The following is a 22529-nucleotide window of genomic DNA, read 5'->3' as shown; positions in this document are numbered from 1 at the left end:
CTAAAAACACTATGCCATTGCTTCTGCTAACTTATTCTGTCTTGCTGCAATATCTGGACTCGTAAGTGTTCCCCAAGTTTTTTGCATTTGTTTAATTTTATCGGTAGCACCTGCTTGTTGTAAAATATTGTTTACAGCATTATAAGCAGAATCTAAAGCTCCTACAATCCAACCGTGATGTACAGAACAACATTCTCCAGCTATATTTAAACAACCATTAAACTCTGGTGTTAATAAGGTTGGGTATAAGTTTTTAAATTGTCCTGGTGAAAATAATGCAAAAGCACCACCTCCAACGTGATTATCCCAAAACCATGTTTTAGTAGTTACTTCTGGGTTGTATCCTGCAAAAGCTTCATATACATCAACTTCAGGATATAGGTAGGCAATACCTTTTAAGCATTCGTTAACGCGCTCCTCATCAGTAAGTGCTCCCATTCGTTCTGCATCTTGTGCCCAAGAATAAATTTGCAACACTCCTCCATTTGCTTCGTAACCATACGAAGGATATACTACTTGTCTGTTGGGTCTGTCTGTTGCAGCCACACCCAGTCCTTTTCCTTGACGGTTTCCTAGTTTTGCCCAAAATTGAGTTTTAAAAGTCAAAAAGGCTTTAAAGGCTGGCATGTAGTTAGACTGTCGAATAGCGCGTGCTTTAGAAAATGATAAATTATCGAAAAAATTAGTCTTCAAAGCTCCATTTAAATAAGCTCCGTTTGGCAAAGTACTTATTACATATGGATATTGCTTTTCTATAGATTCGATTTTTCCAGTAGTCTTATCCTTTTTTTCTACAGATATTTTCATTCCTCCATGATTGTCAAATAAATGAGGATCGTGCTGAACTGCCACAACTTTATGGTTCATATAAACACGTTGCTTTTTAGCTGATGGCTTTCCTTCAATAGGCTTAGGTGCATCTGCATGCGGTACAGAAGCTGGTGGTTGAGCATCTTTAGTTAAATTAGAAGGAGAATACCCTTTTTTACCATTTAATCCTGGAATCATACCTATTTCCATTTGAGCACTGTAACCGTCAGTTGGTAAAACACCTTCTTCTAAATCTAAAACAGTTCTACAAGCATCTGGAAAATGTTGCATTCCTTTATCTACAGTAATCATGTATATGTTCTCATCTTTCTTATCGTAAGGGTTTTTACTCCCCCCCCAATCGTAAACAGCTATTACCATTTCTACAAATGAGACTCCATACATGCCTGTACCAGCATTCAATGTTTCTAAATAACTTGCTACATTATAAGGCAGTAAATCTGTCCTTTCTCCCATTTCCGAATTGTAATATTCGCCTAAATCTCCTAGAGTAAATACATTGGTTAAATAAGCCCACATAGAGTAATTATCGTATTGCATTAATAGTTCGAAACCTTCTGCAAAAGATCTGTCTATAGCAGCTAAAAAGCGCTCGTTTACTTTATCTAAAACTTTATTAATAGGTAAATATACCTCTCCGGCTTTAGAAGTAACTTCTGTAACCCATACCATAGGCAAATCGCCACCTTTATCTATGCCAAAATTTAGTGAATTGGTTGATGCGTCTTCGGCAGTTATGGCTTCTTTCATATTATTGTATCTCAAACGCTGTACGTTTGAATTGTAATAAAACTTTCTCCAGTTTACTAACTTATCATTTAGTTTATTACGTTTAAGCACTGCGTTTAAGGATAAGGTTAGATGCTGTACTGGCAACATGTCTTCAGAAAATTGAGGAACACGCATACCCCCAACTTCTCCATATAACCCACTAGCATTTTTATCATTAGCATTGTAATTCGTAGAGTACCAAGTATCTATTCTACCGCCTACTCTATCAGAACTTTCAAATACTTCGAACTCAATCCCAAGAGACTGTAAAATTAATCCTGAATACAATCCTGCAAAACCACCACCAATAATGCCTACTGTTGGTGTTTGTGCAGACTTTTCTGTTGAAGAACCAGCTATGTTTTGCTTTAAATGTTGTGCTTCTTTTCTAGCGCGCTGCTTCTTTATTTCTAGCAGGTAATCATTTCCGTAATTTTCTATCAACCAGTCAGAAAAAGCTTTTTTTACAGAACCTTTAGATTGGCTAATATTGCTAGCAGCTTTGTTTTTTGGATTAAAAGAATGGTAACTCATAATATATATTGTTGGTTAGTAATAGTTTCTATCTTGCTTTTTATTGAAAACAGTATGAAACAAATTTACTAGTATCAACTTTACTATTTACGAGTATTTATACCTGTTCTTTTAAATTAACCTAAAGTTATAGAAGTAATTATACGGTAATAGTGAATTGTTTTAAATAGTTAAAAACAACTCTGTAACTTATTAAATATAGAATAGTTATTATAAGTATCTATTTTGAAAAATCTGGCAAAACCAATATTGGTGTATTTCCCTGAAGGGTTAACTCTTTAATTAAATCCTCTTTAAAATAGCGTTCTATAATATTTAGTTTATACCTCGTAAAAACAGATAAACCATCTCCTATTTCTTCTAGATAATTGATGAGATTTCTTGATTTTAATTGATTATTCGAATGGTTTAAATCATCTAATAAATCTTGTAATTGCAACTTATTCGTTACTTGCTCATTATCTAACTCATTAATTTTGCTAGTATCCAACACTTCAATAGAATAATTATTTACAATACTTATCAAAGTTAACATTTTTAGCTCTTTAGCTATAAATGCCCTTTTAAAGTTTGTTGGAAAAACCAACCTATTTATATTTTTAAACTTATACTTTTCTGGCACTACAATAATGGGGCAATGCTTTATATTTTCTATTATAGTTAGGGTGTTAGTCGCTTTAGAAGAGCCCTGTATATTATTTACTCCGCTAGTACCCGAAATAATTAAGTTGATATCTTTTTCAAGAATTGTTTTATGAATTGATTTTATAAGTGAATTAGAGTCTACTTTGTACTCATAAATAAAAGTAGACTCCTCTCTATTTAATATTTCTATAAGATATTTTAATTCATCTGTTAGTTCATACTCAACTTCATTAAACCATTTTTTATTTTGTTCGGTACTTAAGAGTAATGATTTATTACTAATATAAACATCTAATAATACAATCTTAATTGGTTGATTCTTAAAAAGCTTTTTGGTAAAATTTAAAGCTCTAATTGCTGACTCTGAAAAGTTATAGGGAATTAAAACATTCATATTTTTTATTCAATAGCTTTTAAAATACCTCTGAATTCTTCTATATCAAAATCATAATTAAATATTCTTTCAGATTTACTTATTAAATCTTTAGCTACAGTTTCAGAATACCCCAATTGTATAGCATACCTTAAAACTAAATTTCGTTCTGGACTATCTAACTGATGATCTGAAAAAATTATTTTAAAAAAATCTAATATTCGTTCTAACCTATTATCTAAATTACTTTGAGGAATTATAGGGTACTTATTAGGTTCTTCTGCTATTTGGTAATATTCATCATCTGTTATATCTAGTTTATCTTTAAACTTTAAAATGATTCTTTTTTCAGATTCATTTACCTCCCCGTCAGATATTGCTAAATTATAAATAGCTGCAAAATGAGCCATGTTGTTTCTATGTTCACTCGACTCGAATAAATCAATTATACTCATAATCTTATTTTCTTTTTAAGTCAAATTACCATGAATACTTGGTAATATTAATATTGGTACTTTGGAATAAAAATCCCTATTATAAATTCCGTTATTTTCAGTTAAGGCATTAAAAAATACTCTTTGATGATTTACAAAAACTATCATTTGGCTATCTAAACCATCTATATCTTTCTTAATTGAAAATAAGTTGGAGTTTTTTTCGTCAGAAGAAATGTAATTAATTTCCATATCTTCAAAATATGCTTCTAGATCTTTCTTGTTGTTTTCCTGTTCTTCAGAAAATGAATTTCCTTCAGCTAAATTTAATACTTCTATGGTCGATTTATAAATAAGAGCTATTTTTATAAACTCTCTTAGTTCTGGAGAGTTAAAACTTTTTTTAAAATCGGTTAAAAAAGTTATTTTTTCAATAAATGAATAATTATAGTTATGAGGTACCAATAAAATAGGAATACCAAACCCACTAGTAATTATTTTAGAAACTTTTTCTCCTATAAACTTATCACTTTCTTGGCTATTAAACTTTGTGGTTAATATAATTATATCAATCAATTTTTTATCTATAATCTTTCCTAATTCTAATAGTAAATCTGCTTCCGCATCTAGTTCATACTTTCTGTCAAAAAGAGATTTTTTATTAGATATAAAAGTTTTTGCTTCATTGTTTAAACTATTACTAATATCAAACAATGAAACCTTAACCTTCTCACCTTTAAAAAGCGAAATAGTATAATCAAAAACAGCTAATGAAGTTTTTGAGTAATCGTTAATCACTAAAACATTATCCATATTTAAATATACTAAAAATCAGTCTAGTTCGAATAAACTAGACTGAAAAAAAAATTATAATTTACGAAGTGATTTTAACTCATATACAATCCATTCTTCTTCTTGACCATCTTCATTTTCCATTTTCTCGGTTCTGGTTACATAAGTTATCGAAAAATGGTGTCCATCATAAGCGTCAGACTCTAAGTCGTATTGATTCAAAATTGTATTCGGAACCTCATCAAACTCTATTGTCTCTTCTAAAAACTCATCTCCTCCTTCTATTACGAATGTATATGTTCCTTCAAAGAACCCTTCATAAACTGCTTTAGTAGTTACTTCTTTTTGAAGTTCTGTATTCGTTAATCCTATAAATAATATAACTAAAATTGATATTGCTTTCATTTTCTTTTTTTTTTAAATTATTACTTGTTAAATCAGGATTTTTGCCACATCAAGTCCTTAGCTTTTAGTAACACCTATCTATAGGTATTATCTGTGGGGTAATCTTTACTTCTTACATAAGCTTTATTATAAACATATCAATAACTTCAACTAAAATAAGTAGGATAATAATCCATTCTAATTTTTTACTTTCATTATGATCCATAATATCTTTAAAGAGTTCTAAATTTTCTTTAATAATTTCTATTCTATGGCTTAACCTTCTATATCTATCTTTTAAGTCAAAAGTTACTTTAAGCTTTTGATCTAATTGATTTAACAGCTCATCTTCCCAAATAATATCGGGTGAATCAAAAATGTACAAGTTTTCTAATATCCCGTTTTTTATATTTAAAACTCTACCAATAAACTTTTTTAAGTTATTCCCAGATATATTTAACTTTCCGTGTAGCTCTAAATATTTGGTATACTTAGTGGTTTCTGCAATTAGTTTTTCTGTTATTTCACCATACCTGTTTAAAGCAACAGACTGCGATGTATACAACATTACTAGCCTAATTATTTCTGGATTAATTTCTGGAATAATTACCTTATTAAATTTTACAAGTATGTTGGCATTGTTAATTTCTACTTCTAATTCTTCTTTTAACTTTTCATCAAAATATTGCTTACAAGCTCTTTTTAACTTACTAATTATAGTTTGTATTTCTTGATTAGAAATTCCGAAAAAACTTATCATTCCAAATTGAAAAGCATAGATAAACTCACCTTCATTTTTTTGATAAAAAACCTCATCGCTGTCTTCAAACAAAGGATCTAATGAAAGTATATCTGTACACAATTTTAAATCTAAATAACTACCTATTTGATATGCTACTACTTTATTCATAATGTCTCGTAATTATTGCCACTTAAAGAGTCTTTAAACAAGAAAATCGTTATAGCTCTTATGGTAGCTCGATAATAAAATATCTTCTACTACAAACCTTTCTTTAAGTTTTAACTTATTAGAAGCCTTAATAATGTTTACCCAACTAAGCTCAGAAAATTTAAATGTTTCTAATAACTTAAACTGAAACTGTTCTGGATTCATTAATAAGTAATAATGGTTTTCTTCCTTTTTATTTCCCTTAGCCATTGAAAACGATGCTAAATATCTCAAGTCTTTCTTAGCTACTTTTGCTCCTATTTCTTCGTATACTTCTCTAATTAATCCTTCTTTTAAAGTCTCTTCTTTCTTTACAACTCCACCAGGAAACGTATAGCTTTTCTTTATATCTTTTTTTAAAAGCAATAGTTTAGAATCGTGAAAAATGACTATACGTGCTCTTTTAATTGTTTTCATTTCGTTATAAAAGCTTTAAGTCTTCTAGCTTAAAAATTATAAAATCATCACTTTCAAACTCATCGTATGATTCTGAGTACGTTATCTCAAAAACCATATCAATATGTTTATTAGATTTTAATTGATACTCTTTAGATATGCTTGAGTCTACCTGTTCAAAAACAATTATATCTCCATTAGCTAATTCAAAAGAATAGTATCCATTAAAATGTTTTTTAAAAACTCCTATTGCAGTTCTTAACTCTTTATATTCTATATCGTACATAATTTTAATCGTTTACGTAATCATTAAACTCATCGTTTTCTAAATCTATATCTAAATCATCATCAGAAAAATTTTCCATAGCTTTAGTTAGTTTTAAACCTACTTTTACTAAGTAAACTGTATCATTTGTTTTAATTTCTACAGCTTCTATTTCTTCTCCTTTAGCATTTTTAAAACCAATAATATCTTCATCTCCATATCCAGCTGGAAATTTGTTAACTAGCTCTTCTAATAATTCATTAGTTATTTTTTTATAGTCTACTATTACTCTTTTCATAACTACAGGTTTAATAAATAAGCAAATATTAGTGGCGCTACTATTGTAGCATCAGATTCTATAATAAATTTTGGTGTATCTATATCTAACTTACCCCAAGTAATTTTTTCATTAGGCACAGCTCCAGAATAAGATCCATAACTAGTAGTTGAATCACTTATCTGGCAGAAATAACTCCAAAAAGGAGTTTCTTCTTCCTCCATATCTTGATATAGCATAGGCACTACACAAATAGGAAAATCTCCTGCTATACCTCCTCCAACCTGAAAGAAGCCAATACCATTTTTAGAGTTTTCTGTATACCAACTAGCTAGAAACGTCATGTATTCTATTCCAGATTTCATAGTGCTAGCTTTTAGTTCTCCTTTAAGTACATATGAAGCAAAAATATTCCCCATAGTACTATCTTCCCAACCAGGAACAACCATTGGTAAGTTTGCTTTAGCCGCTGCTAACATCCATGAGTTATTCGGATCTATTTCATAATACTGCTCTAAAACACCCGACATTAAAAGCCTATACATAAACTCATGAGGAAACAATCTTTCTCCGTTATTTTCTGCTGTTTTCCAAATATCAAAAATGTGCTTTTGCAAACGTCTAAATGCTTCTTCTTCTGGTATGCAGGTATCTGTTACTCTATTTAATCCTCTCTCTAATAAATCCCACTCGTCTTTTGGAGTTAAATCTCTATAGTTAGGTACTCTCTCATAATGAGAATGTGCAACCAAGTTCATAATATCCTCTTCTAAGTTAGCACCAGTACACGATATAATATGAACTTTATTTTGCCTAATCATCTCTGCAAATGTTTTTCCAATTTCTGCAGTACTCATAGCTCCTGCTAACGATACCAACATTTTAGCATTTAAATTTAATTGCTCTTCATAAGCTTTAGCTGCGTCGACTAAACTTGCAGCATTAAAATGTAAAAAGTTGTTTTCTATAAACTGTTTAATATTACCGTTATTCATAATCTTCGTCTTCAAATTGGTTGTTTTTATTTATTTTTTCTTCAGAAAACTCTACTTCAAACTCAAAATCCTCTTTTTCTAATTCAAACTTGTAGCTAAGCATTTTGTAATACAATTTAGCTGCTAAAAAATCTGAAGCTTTATCTTCTTTATTTGGGCATAATTCTACTATATCGAATCCTACTACATTTTTCTCTTGAAATACTTTTTTAAGAAATTCTAATGTTTCATACCACAATAAACCTCCAGGTTCCGGAGTACCCGTTGAAGGAAATATAGATGGGTCTAACACATCTAAATCTATAGTTATAAATACATTATTAGTCATTAAATCTATAGCGTTTTCCATCCAATAATCATCGTTAACCATATCTTGAGCAAAAAACACCTTGTCAGGATCCATAACTGTTTTTTCAACAGCATCCATACTCCTTATTCCTACCTGAATTAGGTTAGTTGTTTGACTGGCCTCATAAACAGCACACGCATGGTTACAACTAGATCCCTCATAGGTTTTTCTTAAATCTGCATGAGCATCTAATTGAAGAACCGTTAAATTATTAAAAGACTCGTTAAACGCTCTAATTGTTCCTATAGAAACAGAATGCTCACCACCAAATATGGTTACAAACTTCTTTTTGTTTATAAAGGCTTTTACAACTCTATGAACTTCTTCTACCATTGCTTCTGGCGATGTTTTTTCTAAAACTTCTGGAGCTAAATAAATACCGTTTTTATATACTTCCGAATCGGTTTCAATATCATATAACTCCATATTTTCTGAAGCCTCTAAAAAAGCTTTTGGTCCTTTATCTGCTCCTTTTTGCCAAGTACTAGTTCCGTCATACGGAACAGGAATTAAAACGATACCAGACTTATCTAGCTTTGCGTACTCATTTGGGATTCCTGCATAATTATTCATATCCTAATATTTTTAAAAAATCGTTATGTGTTTGTTTTTCTTTATAAACAGAAGTTTTAATATTTCCTTCTGCATCTTTATTAATTAAAATGTGTTTTGGTTGTGGTATTAAGCAGTGCTGTAAACCACCATAACCACCTATACTATCTTGATAAGCTCCTGTATTAAAAAAACCTATGTATAAAGGAACTCCTTCTTTGTATTTAGGTAAATAAATAGCGTTTATATGTTGTTCTGAGTTGTAATAATCGTCACTATCACAAGTAAGTCCTCCTAATAAAACACGTTCATAGTTATCGTTCCACCTATTAATTGGCAGCATAATAAATCGCCTGTTTATTGCCCAACTATCTGGAAGAGTTGTTATAAACGATGAGTCTATCATATTCCAGCTTTCTCTATCATTTTGCTTTTTCTGATAAAGAACCTTATAAATATTCGCTCCGCTTTCTCCAACTGTATAACTCCCAAACTCTGTAAAAATATTTGGTGTAGCAACCTCTGCTTCTTCACAGGCTAGTTGTATCTGGTTTATAATTTCATCAATCATATATTGATAGTCATAACTAAACCCTAAAGAAGTTTTTATTGGAAAACCTCCTCCTATATTCAAAGTATCTAAACTCGGACAAATGCGCTTTAAATCTATATAAACCTTAAGACACTTATTCAATTCATTCCAGTAATAAGCATTATCTTTTATACCTGTATTAATAAAAAAGTGAAGCATTTTTACCTCTGCTTTTTTATTGCTTTTAATTTCTTTTCTATAAAAATTTAAAATATTCTTGTAACCTATACCCAATCTAGAAGTATAAAACTCGAACTTAGGCTCTTCTTCAGAAGCTATCCTAATTCCTAGCTTTAACTTCTTTTTAGTTTCTTGCTGAAGCAAGCTTAACTCTTCATAATTGTCTATAACAGGAATACAGTTCTTGTGACCGTTATTAATTAAACGAGCAATATTTTTTATGTATTCATCTCTTTTAAAACCGTTACATACAACATATGTTTTATCAGATATCTTTCCTTCTTCTTTTAATTTTTCTACAATGTTGATATCAAAAGCCGATGATGTTTCAATATGAATATCATTTTTTAGAGCTTCGTTTAATACATGTTTAAAATGAGAGCTCTTAGTGCAATACGAGTAAAAATACTTGCCTTTATAATTATGCTTTTTAATGGCATCGTTAAACCATTTTTTAGCTTGCAAAATGTTTTCACTTATTTTTGGTAAATAGGTGATTTTTAAAGGAGTACCGTGTTCCTCTATTACTTTAATTAAGTCTATGTTATGGAAATTTAGTGTTCCGTTTTGTAAATAGAATTCTTGTTGAGGAAACTCGAAAGTTTGCTCAATTAAATCTATATATCTAGTATTCATGATATAAAATGTGATTAAAGCCCGGGAAAAACCAAGCAAAAAAATTAATAAATAAAACCTAAAGTGATTTTATTCTAATCAAATTCTATAAACAAAAAGGTCTAATTTAGTTTTGAATAAACTAAATGATGAGGTCATAAATTGTTTTTTAGAAGCCAGCCCTATGATTCGGTTTTCAATCCCTTGAAAAGCTTTGGAATTAGACTTCCTTATAGTCCAAAGCCCGAACATGAAATTACGTTTCATTATATTTATGGCACTGCGTCTAGAACATATTTTATGCAATAGACTCATATTACACTAATATCAAATGTAGTATTTTTTTAAATACAAAATAAAAAATGTTTAAAAAAAATATTTTTTTTTAAAACCCTTGATAAACAGTCGATTGAAAGATATTTTTGTACTAAAAAAATAAAATATTATTACTTTTTAAGACTAAAATCATTAAAAAAATAAGGCAATTAAATCAATTATTGAGCTTAAAATATTTTTATCCCTAACTTTTGCTCAAGGTGTAGCGTAAGAATTTCACCCATATTTTTACAGTTTTTAAACTCTTCGTTTTTATGGTAAGCACCCAATTCTTTTTTTAACCTATTAATATGCTCTATAGTAGAAATATTATCTCTTCTCATTTTACGTAAAAGACTTTTAGTTCGTTGCCTTGAGGCTAAAAATCTTTTTCTCATTGCTACTCTTTCTTCTCTTGCATATTGGTTAGAAATTTCTGGTAACAACATTTCTTGAGCATGGTTTACTAATTTAATATTGTCTCTAAAGTATTGTGGTAAATATAAACTCTTCCTACCTTCATAACTTTGCTGATCAAAATCTATTGAACGCATTCTATATTGAACATTGTCAAAATCTTGAATAATTTCAATTATAAAATTATAAGCCCTAATATCTCCTAATAAACGCACAAAACACCTTTCGTTAAACTTAACAAACTCCTTAGCAAATCCTAGCCTATTTTCTATCTCTATATTGCTATAGGTTTTTATAAATTCATCACAAGGAATTCCTACTATATGTTCTATAACAATAGTACTATTGTTTACTAAAAAAGAAACCTTGTCTGGAGAGAATATTTCTTCTAACTCTAAACCGTAAACTCTAGAAGAGTCTGCTCTCTTAATATAAAAATAATCATGATTGTCGTTTATTTCATTTTTCACCTTAATCCTAAAAGGCTGCGAATTTCCAAAAGAGCAAAATTCAATTCGTTCAATCTTTAAAAAGGGCACCTTATCACCATCGGCCACTAATAATTCGTAAATTTGAATTAGCTGCTCGTATATTCTATCTATATCATAACTATTATAAATTACCAGCAACCACAAATTAGATTCTCCTGCATCGTTGGTAACTGGAATTAAATCTTGATATACCGTTAAATCATCGTAAGTTAAAGGTAAATCAGCATACCTAGAATAGGTTTTTAAATGCTCTTTTAAAGGGGCTTTTATTTTATAAGTTGGTTTTTTATATTGTTTTTCTTCTTTATTCATATCACTTAAAAACATTATTACAATACTTGTCTAAATTACTATACTTTTTAAAACTTTTAAGTAGCTTTTATAAAAAGTAAACCATGCGTTTTACTATCCCTCTTTGTCTAAGCCATCAAACATTACACTCCCTATAGAAGCCGGAAAAGATAATATTAAAATGCGTTTAATAGATGTTAGTGTATCTATAAACAAAGAAAGCTTATTAATGGTAATTAAAACAATAGATGCCATTATAATGGTTATTATATAATTTAATATAGTTCTTTTAATTATAATTCTAAAAGTAATGACTTTAGGAGACTCAAATACAATAAAAGCTGTGTAAATCATAATAAAAATTAACGAAATAACAACCATTAAAACAATATTATAGATTGGTAAAGAAAAACTCAAGTCCCAAAACTCTTTGGTAAATGCAATAGGTAGAGACACTACTGTAGACCCGATGATAATTTGGGCAAAATCTTCTTTATTAAAATACTTCATAATTTATTTTATTGCTATTTTTGAATGTATTAACCGTAAGTTTAAACAAATGCGATATTTGCTGCTTTTAGCCTTTTTACTGCTTATTTCATGTAATCAAAAAAATCCAAACTTAAACAAGTCTGGAAAAGATGAGTTACAATCATTAGAATTAGATCAGAATATCAAATTAGATAAAATCAAATATCAAGATAAACTATATGTACCAATATATTCTGACATATATATCGATAAACAAAATCCTAAACAGTTGTTAAGTGCAACTCTAAGTATTAGAAACACAAGTTCTAAAGATTCAATTTTTATATCTAAAATTAATTATTACAATACCAATGGTAATTTAGTAAAAAAGTTCATCAACAACTTAATAAGCATACCTCCAATGGCAACTATCAACTATGTTATAGAAGAAGATGATGACACAGGAGGTAATGGTGCAAATTTTATTGTAGAATTAAGTAGCTTTTCTAAAAACACAAAACCATTAATACAAGCTATAATGATTGGTCAGTATAGCAACAAATCATTTGCATTTAAAACAGATGCCTATTCTTTAAATGAATAAATGGCAATCATTGTAGTTTTTTACTTCTCCGTAATAGGTATTTCTATACTTATGCAGTGTTTTAATTGGTACTCCTAAAAAATACTTTTTTACATAGGTAACTTTAGATATCAACCTACCCATTTTTTTAGAAAATATATTCTCGGTTTTAGTTTCTCTTTTTACGTATATAAATTTCATAATTATGATAAAATAAAGTTTTCTTTATAGCTTTCTTTTGTATGTTTAGACCATGCGTTTAGCATCCAACTTGTTTTTTCTAAATCACTTATATATCCGCTAATAATATCTATTGTTCCTTCGTCTTTCGCTTCAGATGATTTTTTAATTACCTTATTCATTTGAAGCAACAATATTCTATGGTCTTTTAATAATATTTCAACCATGTCTTTATCGCTTTTGTATGGAGACTCTTCTTCTATAGAAGATACTTCTAAGTACTTTTTATAACTACTTATAGGATGATATTGCAATGTTAAAATTCTCTCAGCAATTTCATCAATTTTAGACCTAGAGTCTATGTACATACTCTCAAACTTTTCATGAAGTGTAAAGAAGTTTTCTCCAGTAATATTCCAATGAAAATTCCTAAGCTTTTGATAATAGATTTGATAATCTGATAATAATTGATTCAACTCATTAACAACTGGTACAATATTTTCGTCTCTTATGTTTAAATATTTCATTTTTTTTGTTTTTAAATTTTGTATTGTTTTATAAATCAGTGGTTTGACAGTGATCTTACCCACCAACTTTTAGGTTATCCCTGTATTTTTAACTTTGTTATACTATGCTAAAACTTCTAGTATTTATAAAAACAAAGGCTTAAAAAAGAAGTTTTCCTCTTTAGAAACATCGGTATTAACATACTCTACAACCAATTCATTTTTATTGTTGTAGTATAAAATCATCTTCTTACCATTTATAATTTCTTCAAGATCTGTTTTAGTTACCTGTACGCCTCCCTTTTTTATAAATAATGCGTTATCATCTACATGTATATGTTTTTTAGAAGAATGGTCTTGCATAAAAAATAATTCAGACTTTAAATCGTAAAAAGAATCACCATCATTATCAATATAAATTGTTTTAGTTATTGATTTAGGCGAATGAATTAAATCCTGATTCAATTCTTGTTTCTGATGTGGGTTAAGTGCTACAGACTGGCTTTTTGTTGTTACTACTTTTACCTTGGTAGTATTTAAAACTCCATCTTTTAAGTAATCATTAAATTTTACTTTTGTAGTTTTAATTGTGTTCGTTTGAGCGTTTAAAGATGCTATACAGCTAAATACAAATATTGTATTCAATATAAATTTCATAATATTTAATTTTTAAATACTAAGTAATTTTTTTATCAAGATGCTTACTTTTTCACATCTTTTAGCTCACTAGTTCTTTGGGTGCATATTTGTTTTTATTTGTTTAACACAAAACTATAAAGTAGCTAACTTCATTATTAACTCATATCATTAAATAATTAACTCATATAGTTATTCTCATAAAATATAGATTTAATTTCTTGCTGTATTCCTCGTTATAAGCTATTTATAAATACCACTATAAAACTTACAACACTATAAATTGTTTTATCTGTTTGTATAAAATCTTTCTTCAAAAAATATGCTTACTTTAGTAACTAACTATACTTGTTTAATTTAATTAGGTATAGAAATAAACGTGCTTTTAGCATTAATTTACTTACTTTTATTTAAGTTAAATACATTAATCATTTATTTAGAATAATGGATAGTAGTTCAAAAACAATTCTACTCTTTCATAAATTTGAAAAAGTAATCACTATAATTGTCTCTGTTATTATAGGGTTTATCATTATTATTTCACTCTTAAGAGTGATAAGCGAATTGTATAGTATTATCTCTTCAGATATATTATCTCCACAACTGATACAGTTCAAAGATTACCAATCTTTATTTGGAAAAATAATGACACTATTAATCAGTTTAGAATTCTTAAATTCTATTTTAAAAACTCTTAAATCTCACGAAATAAAACCGTTGGTTTTAGACGTTTGTCTTATAACAGCACTTGCTATAGCTAGAAAATTAATTATTTTTGATTATACTAAAAACGATCCTTTATTAACAATATCTTTTGGAGGTATTTTAGTTTCTATAGGGGTATTTTATTTCTTAATAAAACACCATGCATTAGTAAAAAAATAACTATTCAAAAAAACAATAAACACAATCTCTTTACTATTTTCGTTATCTAAAAACATCCAGATGAAAAACAAATTACTACTACTTTTATTTGCTTTTACTTTAACGGTAACCGCACAAGAAGAAAATAAGCAAACTGAAAAAAACACGTCTAGATTTGGAATTAAAGGAGGTTATAATTTAGCTTCTATTAAAACCGATAGCAATGGAACTACAGATAACAGACACGGATTCCATATAGGTATATTTGGCGAATCGTTTATTTCAGATTTTTTTTCTATTCAACCAGAATTAATGTATTCACAACAAGGTTATAAAATAGAAAATGAGTTGTATGAACTAGAACAGCGTTTAAACTATTTAAACCTTCCTATAATGTTAAAAGTTTATCCAGACGAAGCTTTTTACTTAGAATTAGGACCTCAAGTAGGTTATGCTATTTCTCATAAAGAAGAATTAAAATCCAATATCTTAACTACAACCAAGTCATTTGAGCCCAACTCTTTTGATTGGGGAGTTAATGCCGGATTAGGTTTTAGAAGCAGGTCTGGTTTTAGCATAGGAGCAAGATACCACTTGGGACTAGGAAAAATATATGAGGATTCCGATACTTTTAATAGGTTAATTCAGTTTTCTTGTGGTTTAGATTTTTAGCACTATATGTAAAATGGAAATAAAAGAATCATCTATAAAAAGAATTGGGGGGTATTTACACAGAATAGTTCCTATTGCCAATAAGTCTGGCGAAATTATAAGCTACACCCTTAAACCGTTGATGTTAGAATTTAAACCTAGAGACATCATGCAAGTAGTTGTAGGATCATCTTTAATGGCCATACCTGTGGCACTTACAGAAGAAGCCTGGAACCTAGGTCAATTTCTCCCCAACACAAATGTGCTGTTAATAGCCCTAATATCGCTTCTTTTAATATCTATTTTTGTCTACTACAATTTTTACAAAGTCACACTTAAAGGATACGTCTTTGAATTTATAAAAAGAATACTAGGCACTTATTTAATTTCATTAATTATTGTTGCTTTAATTTTAACTATAATACAAAAATGCCCTTGGGGAGTAAACAACCTCATAGCCATTAAAAGAATAGTTATTGTAGCATTCCCAGCTGCCATGAGTGGTACTTTAAGCGATACTATAAAATAGTTTTTATGAAATACAATCTTATTTTTAATACTATAATTTCAGGTATAATAGTTATTACTTTAATACTATCTATACAGTTTATTAAAAGCGGAGTTAAAAAGTTTAGTATTAGTAAAGGAATAGATAAGAATAGAAGAAAAGTAATATTAAATGCTTCATATTTATGTATCTATCTCTTATCTGGAGTACTATTAGCCTTAACGTGGGGTATTAAGTTTAATGAATTTAGCTTATTTATATCATCAATTCTTGCAGTATTAGGAGTTGGCTTCTTTGCTCAATGGTCTCTATTATCAAATTTAACTTCTAGTGTCATATTATTTTTTTATCACCCAATGAGAATAGGCGATAAAATAAAAATTATTGATAAAGATTATAATTGGACTGGAACTGTGGTAGATATAACTGGTTTTTATGTTTTTCTAAGAACAGACCTTGGCGAAAATATTACCATCCCAACATCTTTAGTACTACAAAGGGGTATAGAAATTTTAAAAGAATAGCAACCCATTATTAACTAAAGAAGTAATGAGTGAAGAAACGGAAGTGCTGTGCAATAGCACTTAGCATGCAGTTTCGAAAACGAATTGTGATTAGTGGTATTTTGCCCTCTTGAAGATTTATCGTAAAATTCACACCGAAAAAGTGTTGTAAAAATATCTCTCGTCATAAGATGTGGCAGGCGAGTGTCAATATTTTGAAGATACCGTAGAAAAGAAATGCTGTTTGAGCCTTGGCGAGTTCATTTCTTTTAGGTGTCAAAAAATTAATTGACCTCCGAACATCGAAGACTAGACTGTTTTGTTTCTTTTAGTTCGTATAATTTTTACTGCTTTTCAAAGGAACTCATGAATACTGCGCATTTTTCGGCGATGGAAAAAAGAAAAGCCCTGTAAGTACAAAAAGCATTAAACCATTCATAAAATATAGCAAGCCAATATTAACTTTTAACTTCGTCAGACTACAGAAGTAATGAGTGAAGAAACGGAAGTGCTGTGCGATAGCACTTAGCATGCAGTTTCGAAAACGAATGCTGCGAAGCAACTTCCTAATGTCTGACTTGATTTTTTTGGTTCGTTTTTTTATCAAGAAAAAAATGAACAACAATCCACATCATGAGCTCAATAAAAAATTAACCCTTACTCAATAGTAAAGAAAAGTTAAAGCCATGTCAAAGCCATGTTTACTTCACCAAAAGCCAACAAAAAGCATACCCCTTATTTGCCGATACAGAAGTTAGCAAAGATATTCCCTAATAAATCATCAGTAGTGATCTCCCCTGTTATCTCACCAAAATGAAATAAGGCTTGGCGGATATCGATTGCCATTAAATCACCCGATAATCCAATGTCAATACCATTTTGTACTTTATGAATTTCTTCTAAAGCTTTTAATAAAGCATCGTAATGACGGGTATTGGTTACTATGGTTTCGTTATTACGCAAAGCACCTGTATTTACAAAAGACACCAGCGTATCTTTTAGCTCCTCTACTCCTATTTGCTGCTTAGCCGATAGCAATTGCAAATTATTAAACTCAAACTCTTGAGTAATTAATTCTTTATTGGCCTTGTCTATTTTGTTCGCAACAACAACTAATGGAGTTAACGGAAATTTATTTTCTAACTTTTTAATCTCAACAATATTATGCTTGATTAAATCTTCAGATTCCGACACTTCTGATGCATCAAACAAATAAATAATTACCTGAGCTTGCTCTATTTTTTCAAAGGTTTTCTGAATACCAATGCTCTCTACCACATCTTTAGTCTCTCTAATACCTGCGGTATCAATAAAACGGAAAGAAATTCCGTTAATAATCAATTCATCTTCTATCGTATCGCGAGTAGTACCTGCAATATCAGATACAATTGCACGCTCTTCGTTTAATAAGGCATTTAATAAGGTTGACTTACCAACATTGGGGGCGCCTACAATAGCAACCGGAATACCATTTTTAATAACATTCCCTACCGCAAAAGAATCTATTAATCTTTTAAGAACTAACTGAATTCTATTAATTAAATCCTGAAAATCTTTCCGATTGGCAAACTCTACATCTTCTTCTGCAAAATCGAGCTCTAACTCTATTAAAGACGCAAAGTTCATTAGCTCATCGCGTAACTTTTTAATTTCCGACGAAAAACCACCACGCATTTGCTGCATAGCTAACTGATGCGATGCTTCAGAATCACTAGCTATTAAGTCGGCTACTGCCTCTGCTTGAGACAAATCTAGCTTACCATTTAAAAAAGCACGTAAGGTAAATTCTCCAGCATCTGCCATTCTACATCCCTTACGCAACATCAACTGAATAATTTCTTGCTGAATATAAGGAGAACCATGGCAAGATATTTCAACTGTAGGCTCGCCGGTATACGAATTGGTTCCTTTAAATAACGAAACCAAAGCTTCGTCTATAAATCGGTCACCATCTACTATATGTCCTAAATGCAACGTATGACTAGCCTGATCTACAAGCTTTTTACCTTTAGTTACCGATTGAAAACACCTATCTACTATAGCAATAGCATCCTTACCCGAAACACGAATAATAGCAATAGCTCCGCTTCCTGAAGGAGTTGCCAAGGCAACTATAGTATCTTGATGTATCATAAACTAAAATTTGAGGCAAAAATAACATAATTACCAATGGCCTCCTAATAACTAATTCATTACTCATCATTACTTATAGTCAAGCAACAAAAAAGGGTTAAACCTAATGGTTTAACCCTTTTATCATATCTATTTTTTTATAATTAAGCTTTATCCTTTTTAGCAGAACAAGCTTTTTTAGATTTCTCACAAGACTTTTTTGCTTTAGAACAGCTTTTAGTTGTTGCCTTTCCTGAATCTCCATCTACTTTAGAATCTCCTCCTGCCATAGCTTTAGATTTACTAGCACAACATGCTTTTTTAGATTTCTCACAAGATTTAGCAGCTACCTTACCAGCATTTCCTTCTACAGAAGCTTCTGCACCTTCTAATGTCTTTTTAGACGCTTTACATTCTTTCTTTGCTTTAGCACAAGCTTTTTTATCTGCCTTGCTACATTTCTTTTCTGTTTTAACTTCTACTTTTTCTGCTACTACTTCTTGAGCATTAGAAAATGCCATACAGCAAAACACAAAAAGAAAACTCAATACTACTTTTTTCATAACTAAATTTTAAATTGATTAAACGTAAATTCGTATAAAGATACTCTTTATCAGTCAATAATAGTCTAAAACTTTTGTTAATCCTTGCTATTGTTTCTTCGCTTTCTTGCTCCCTTCGTACATTTCGTACTTCACTAAACGCGATTCTAACTTACCATTTAACAATTTAATTTTTCTAGAAGGTCTTAAGCCTACTGCTTTTAAACCTTCCATATTAGAAGTAATAAACCAAGCATTTGTATTGGCATAACCTTTTTTTAAGGTATCTCCAATTTGCTGGTAAAACATATTAACATCTACAGGTAAACGCTCTCCATAAGGCGGATTAAACAATATATGTAAAGGACCTTCATTTGTTTTTTCAGTCTTGAAAAAATCCTCATGCTCAACAGAAATGTAATCAGCTAGGTTCGCATTTCTCACATTTTCTCTAGCTTTTCGCATAGCCGAGGGTGCTTTATCATAGCAAACTATTTGATGATGAAACTCTCGTATCTTATTCAAACAAGACTCTTCTATTTTATTATACAATTCTTCATCAAAATTTGGCCACTTTTCAAAACCAAATTCTTTTCTATTAATATTTGCAGGAATATTACAAGCAATCATAGCTGCTTCTATAGCCAATGTACCACTACCACACATTGGGTCTAACAAGTCGCATTGTCCATCCCATCCAGATAACATAACCAATCCAGCTGCTAAAACCTCGTTAATAGGAGCAATATTTGTAGAAGATCTATACCCTCTTTTATGCAACGATTGTCCAGAACTATCTAAAGAAATGGTACAGTCATGTTGCTGTATGTGTACATTAATTCTTAAGTCTGGATAATCTAAATCTACATTAGGTCGTTCTCCTTTTGTATTTCTAAACTTATCTACAATGGCATCTTTAGATTTTAACGCAATAAACTTAGAATGAGTAAACTTGGTAGAGAAAACAGTTGCATCAACAGCTAGAGTATCTGAAGAATTCATATACTTGCTCCATGCAATTCTATATATTTGATCATATAAATCTTGTTCATTTCTAACTTTAAAACGCTTAATGGGTTTTAAAATTTTTATAGCCGTTCTTAAACATAAATTGGCCTTATACATAAAACCAATATCACCATAAAAACTTACATTCCTAACACCTTTTTTTACGTCTATTGCACCTAAGTTTCTAAGCTCTTTAGCTAATAAATCTTCAAAGCCAAAAAGAGTTTTGGCTACCATTTTAAAATTATCTCCCATAGCTTGCAAAAATACAGTATTTTTGCCGTTCAATGGAACAAAAAGTAAAAGAAGAAAATAATTGGTTTGCTTCGTGGTTTAACACACCCTACTATCATATCTTATATAAAGATAGAGATGAGCATGAAGCAGAATTATTCATGAAGCATTTAACAAACTACTTAAATCTTCCTGAAAACGGAAGTATTTTAGATTTGGCTTGCGGAAAAGGAAGACATGCTATTTACTTAAATAGTCTCAATTATAATGTTACAGGAGTAGACTTATCTGAACAAAGTATTGCACATGCCAAACAGTTTGAGAATGATACCTTAACATTTAATGTTCATGATATGCGCAAAAAATATCATAAAACATTCGATGCTGTTTTTAATTTATTCACCAGTTTTGGTTACTTTGAAAACGATTCAGACAACTTAAAAGCTATTAAAGCCATTAAAGAAAACTTAAATGACATGGGTTTTGGAGTTATCGATTTTATGAATACAGATTATGTCATAGAAAACCTTGTTCCGAATGAAGAAAAAGAAGTAGAAGGAATTCTTTTTAAGATTAAAAGATTCTTAAAAGATGGTTTTATTCATAAAGAAATTAAGTTTACAGATAAAGGGCAAGACTTTTCCTTTGTAGAAAAAGTAAAAGCTATTAGCTTATCTGATTTCGAAAACTATTTCAAGCAAGCTAATATTACTTTATTAGATATCTTTGGAGATTATAAACTAAACAAGTTCCATAAATCAACTTCAAAAAGATTAATTCTTATTTTTAAATGATTCAGTATTTACTACCTATAATAGCTGTAGTGGTTGGAGCTTTGTCTGTTATTATTTTTAAACCACAAAAAAAGAAAAACTTAAAGCTTTTATTAGCCTTTAGCGGTGCCTTTCTGTTAGGAATTACCATTTTTGAAATGCTCCCTAATCTATTCATAGATAAAGAAAATAGCAAATCTGTTGGTTTATTTATTATTCTAGGGATATTATTACAAATATGCTTAGAGTTCTTTTCTCAAGGTGCTGAACATGGTCATGTTCACTTACATAAAAACAGCAAACAATTTCCTTGGTTATTATTTATTAGTCTAAGTATTCACTCCTTACTAGAAGGAACTCCTTTAAAAGGACATGACAATATTCTACTAGGTATTGTAGTACATAAAATACCTGTTGTTATTATACTTACAACCTTCTTTTTACAATCTGCATTATCTAAAAAGTCTATAGTTTTATTTTTATCTTTATTTGCTTTAATGACTCCTTTAGGCACCTATTTAATTAGTAATTACCCTTTATTAACAGCGTATAACGATCAAATAACTGCAGTTGCTGTTGGTATATTTTTACATATTTCTACTACTATTTTATTTGAAAGTAGCGAAGGACATAAATTTAACTTAGTAAAGCTTCTCATTATTAGTTTTGGTTTATTAGCATCTTATTTTATTTAATTATTATGTTCAGCAAAGAAGAATCTAGACAACTAAGAGAATTGTTTTGGACTAGTTACGGAAAATCATTTCCTAGAAAATGGATTTTGTATAATACCAAAATTAAAGACTTTTCGTTTAAATTTCAAGCAGATAGAAAAACGGCTTCAGTTTGTTTAGATATTGAAAGCCCTGATGAATATGATCGTTTACTTCAATTTGAAAAGCTAGAATCTTTAAAAACAATTTTAGAAACTGAATTCTTACCAGAAGTAATTTACGATAACGATTATTTCTTGGAAGAATCTGGTAAAACCATTTGTAGAATTTATGTGATGCATGATAAAAAATTTAGCATTCATAACAAAAATACTTGGAGAGATGCTTATGAATTCTTTAATAAAACTATGGATGCATTTGAACGTTTCTTTTTAGAATACGAAGATTTTATTAAAATTACCGAATAAAGAATTTACTCCTAAAACAAATAATATAGGTTTGGAATAACTATATAGTTTAATTTATCTAAACCGATTGAGTCCTAATTTAACGTTTGTAAACTAGCTTAACCAACTAATACATCATGTAAATATCATGGGATTTCCCAGAATGGTATAACTCTTATCAATTACAACTTGTATATCTCTGAAATAGAGATAGATAAAGAATAACTATGATTATTCACTATAGAAGATGAAAATTCTGCTATTACAATTTCCTTGTTGTTGACTACTATCAGAATCAATAACACTATCTGAAGAACAAGAAATTATAAACTTACAATATTAATGATTATTTATATTAGAATTCATTGTATAAAAAAACCCTCAACATTT

Annotated in this window: 28 protein-coding genes; 8 read left to right on the top strand and 20 right to left on the bottom strand. The window is 29.7% G+C overall.

The window, feature by feature from the left end:
* Positions 1-9: 9 nt before the first annotated feature.
* The 14 genes from ACFQ1O_RS07240 to ACFQ1O_RS07175 form a co-directional block, all read right to left on the bottom strand.
* Positions 10-2136, bottom strand: coding sequence for a flavin monoamine oxidase family protein (locus tag ACFQ1O_RS07240; RefSeq protein WP_377714873.1), 2127 nt, complete (start codon positions 2134-2136; stop codon positions 10-12).
* Positions 2137-2356: 220 nt separating this feature from the next.
* Complete coding sequence (locus ACFQ1O_RS07235) at positions 2357-3175, bottom strand: universal stress protein (RefSeq protein WP_377714871.1); 819 nt, start codon at positions 3173-3175, stop codon at positions 2357-2359.
* A 5-nt stretch (positions 3176-3180) separates the two neighbouring features.
* The gene (locus ACFQ1O_RS07230; protein ID WP_377714869.1) at positions 3181-3609 is read right to left on the bottom strand and encodes a tellurite resistance TerB family protein; all 429 of its coding nucleotides are present in this window, start codon (positions 3607-3609) and stop codon (positions 3181-3183) included.
* 15 nt (positions 3610-3624) lie between these two features.
* On the bottom strand, positions 3625-4401 hold the full coding sequence (locus ACFQ1O_RS07225; protein ID WP_377714868.1) for a hypothetical protein: 777 nt from the start codon (positions 4399-4401) through the stop codon (positions 3625-3627).
* 54 nt (positions 4402-4455) lie between these two features.
* On the bottom strand, positions 4456-4785 hold the full coding sequence (locus ACFQ1O_RS07220) for a hypothetical protein (RefSeq protein ID WP_377714866.1): 330 nt from the start codon (positions 4783-4785) through the stop codon (positions 4456-4458).
* 112 nt (positions 4786-4897) lie between these two features.
* Positions 4898-5674 (bottom strand): RMD1 family protein, encoded by a 777-nt coding sequence (locus ACFQ1O_RS07215; protein ID WP_377714864.1) that lies wholly within the window; start codon positions 5672-5674, stop codon positions 4898-4900.
* A 33-nt stretch (positions 5675-5707) separates the two neighbouring features.
* Positions 5708-6130, bottom strand: a complete 423-nt coding sequence (locus ACFQ1O_RS07210; RefSeq protein WP_377714862.1) for an NUDIX hydrolase — start codon at positions 6128-6130, stop codon at positions 5708-5710.
* A gap of 4 nt (positions 6131-6134) precedes the next feature.
* Positions 6135-6395 carry a hypothetical protein gene (locus ACFQ1O_RS07205; protein WP_377714860.1) on the bottom strand — a complete coding sequence of 87 codons (261 nt, stop codon included), beginning with the start codon at positions 6393-6395 and terminating at the stop codon, positions 6135-6137.
* 4 nt (positions 6396-6399) lie between these two features.
* Entirely contained in the window at positions 6400-6672 is a 273-nt protein-coding gene (locus ACFQ1O_RS07200; RefSeq protein ID WP_377714858.1) for a hypothetical protein, read from the bottom strand.
* 2 nt (positions 6673-6674) lie between these two features.
* On the bottom strand, positions 6675-7646 hold the full coding sequence (locus ACFQ1O_RS07195) for a deoxyhypusine synthase family protein (protein WP_377714856.1): 972 nt from the start codon (positions 7644-7646) through the stop codon (positions 6675-6677).
* Positions 7639-8568: an agmatinase gene (speB, locus tag ACFQ1O_RS07190; RefSeq protein ID WP_377714854.1), complete on the bottom strand. Its 930-nt coding sequence runs from the start codon at positions 8566-8568 to the stop codon at positions 7639-7641. Before speB ends, ACFQ1O_RS07195 begins: the two co-directional genes overlap by 8 nt.
* Entirely contained in the window at positions 8561-9955 is a 1395-nt protein-coding gene (locus tag ACFQ1O_RS07185) for an arginine decarboxylase (RefSeq protein ID WP_377714852.1), read from the bottom strand. Before ACFQ1O_RS07185 ends, speB begins: the two co-directional genes overlap by 8 nt.
* A gap of 482 nt (positions 9956-10437) precedes the next feature.
* Positions 10438-11469 carry a hypothetical protein gene (locus tag ACFQ1O_RS07180; RefSeq protein ID WP_377714850.1) on the bottom strand — a complete coding sequence of 344 codons (1032 nt, stop codon included), beginning with the start codon at positions 11467-11469 and terminating at the stop codon, positions 10438-10440.
* 93 nt (positions 11470-11562) lie between these two features.
* Positions 11563-11958 (bottom strand): DUF2391 family protein, encoded by a 396-nt coding sequence (locus ACFQ1O_RS07175; RefSeq protein ID WP_377714848.1) that lies wholly within the window; start codon positions 11956-11958, stop codon positions 11563-11565.
* A gap of 49 nt (positions 11959-12007) precedes the next feature.
* Between ACFQ1O_RS07175 and ACFQ1O_RS07170 the strand changes: the two genes are divergently transcribed.
* A complete protein-coding gene (locus ACFQ1O_RS07170; protein WP_377714846.1) occupies positions 12008-12523 on the top strand; it encodes a DUF3124 domain-containing protein in 516 nt (171 codons plus the stop codon).
* Here the strand turns inward: ACFQ1O_RS07170 and ACFQ1O_RS07165 are convergent.
* From ACFQ1O_RS07165 to ACFQ1O_RS07155, 3 genes are all read right to left on the bottom strand, one after another.
* Complete coding sequence (locus ACFQ1O_RS07165) at positions 12512-12703, bottom strand: hypothetical protein (protein ID WP_377714844.1); 192 nt, start codon at positions 12701-12703, stop codon at positions 12512-12514. The two genes, ACFQ1O_RS07170 and ACFQ1O_RS07165, sit on opposite strands and share 12 nt — an antisense overlap.
* Before the next feature lie 2 nt (positions 12704-12705).
* Positions 12706-13209, bottom strand: coding sequence for a Dps family protein (locus ACFQ1O_RS07160; protein WP_377714842.1), 504 nt, complete (start codon positions 13207-13209; stop codon positions 12706-12708).
* Positions 13210-13332: 123 nt separating this feature from the next.
* Entirely contained in the window at positions 13333-13845 is a 513-nt protein-coding gene (locus ACFQ1O_RS07155; RefSeq protein ID WP_377714840.1) for a hypothetical protein, read from the bottom strand.
* 423 nt (positions 13846-14268) lie between these two features.
* Between ACFQ1O_RS07155 and ACFQ1O_RS07150 the strand changes: the two genes are divergently transcribed.
* Genes ACFQ1O_RS07150 through ACFQ1O_RS07135 form a run of 4 tightly spaced genes read left to right on the top strand, consistent with a single transcriptional unit; the run spans position 14269 to position 16371 of the window.
* A complete protein-coding gene (locus ACFQ1O_RS07150) occupies positions 14269-14709 on the top strand; it encodes a phosphate-starvation-inducible PsiE family protein (protein WP_377714838.1) in 441 nt (146 codons plus the stop codon).
* A 60-nt stretch (positions 14710-14769) separates the two neighbouring features.
* A complete protein-coding gene (locus ACFQ1O_RS07145) occupies positions 14770-15360 on the top strand; it encodes a porin family protein (protein ID WP_377714835.1) in 591 nt (196 codons plus the stop codon).
* 13 nt (positions 15361-15373) lie between these two features.
* A complete protein-coding gene (locus ACFQ1O_RS07140) occupies positions 15374-15868 on the top strand; it encodes a DUF2391 family protein (protein WP_377714832.1) in 495 nt (164 codons plus the stop codon).
* Between the two features lie 5 nt (positions 15869-15873).
* A complete protein-coding gene (locus ACFQ1O_RS07135; RefSeq protein ID WP_377714830.1) occupies positions 15874-16371 on the top strand; it encodes a mechanosensitive ion channel domain-containing protein in 498 nt (165 codons plus the stop codon).
* Positions 16372-17085: 714 nt separating this feature from the next.
* Here ACFQ1O_RS07135 and mnmE read toward each other — a convergent pair.
* The 3 genes from mnmE to ACFQ1O_RS07120 form a co-directional block, all read right to left on the bottom strand.
* Complete coding sequence (gene mnmE / locus ACFQ1O_RS07130) at positions 17086-18483, bottom strand: tRNA uridine-5-carboxymethylaminomethyl(34) synthesis GTPase MnmE (protein WP_377714828.1); 1398 nt, start codon at positions 18481-18483, stop codon at positions 17086-17088.
* 143 nt (positions 18484-18626) lie between these two features.
* Positions 18627-19025 carry a hypothetical protein gene (locus ACFQ1O_RS07125; RefSeq protein WP_377714826.1) on the bottom strand — a complete coding sequence of 133 codons (399 nt, stop codon included), beginning with the start codon at positions 19023-19025 and terminating at the stop codon, positions 18627-18629.
* A gap of 87 nt (positions 19026-19112) precedes the next feature.
* Entirely contained in the window at positions 19113-20267 is a 1155-nt protein-coding gene (locus ACFQ1O_RS07120; RefSeq protein ID WP_377714824.1) for a THUMP domain-containing class I SAM-dependent RNA methyltransferase, read from the bottom strand.
* A 32-nt stretch (positions 20268-20299) separates the two neighbouring features.
* Between ACFQ1O_RS07120 and ACFQ1O_RS07115 the strand changes: the two genes are divergently transcribed.
* Genes ACFQ1O_RS07115 through ACFQ1O_RS07105 form a run of 3 tightly spaced genes read left to right on the top strand, consistent with a single transcriptional unit; the run spans position 20300 to position 22160 of the window.
* Positions 20300-21040, top strand: a complete 741-nt coding sequence (locus tag ACFQ1O_RS07115) for a class I SAM-dependent methyltransferase (protein WP_377714822.1) — start codon at positions 20300-20302, stop codon at positions 21038-21040.
* Positions 21037-21714, top strand: coding sequence for a ZIP family metal transporter (locus tag ACFQ1O_RS07110; protein ID WP_377714819.1), 678 nt, complete (start codon positions 21037-21039; stop codon positions 21712-21714). The genes ACFQ1O_RS07115 and ACFQ1O_RS07110 overlap by 4 nt, the downstream gene beginning before the upstream one ends.
* A gap of 5 nt (positions 21715-21719) precedes the next feature.
* Complete coding sequence (locus ACFQ1O_RS07105) at positions 21720-22160, top strand: DUF4268 domain-containing protein (RefSeq protein WP_377714817.1); 441 nt, start codon at positions 21720-21722, stop codon at positions 22158-22160.
* Positions 22161-22529: the final 369 nt, after the last annotated feature.

The sequence above is a fragment of the Pseudofulvibacter geojedonensis genome (assembly GCF_042675745.1).
GTDB classification, from domain to species: domain Bacteria; phylum Bacteroidota; class Bacteroidia; order Flavobacteriales; family Flavobacteriaceae; genus Pseudofulvibacter; species Pseudofulvibacter geojedonensis.
Note: the sequence above shows the minus strand (reverse complement) of the source record. Positions and strands in the feature narration are given on the sequence as shown.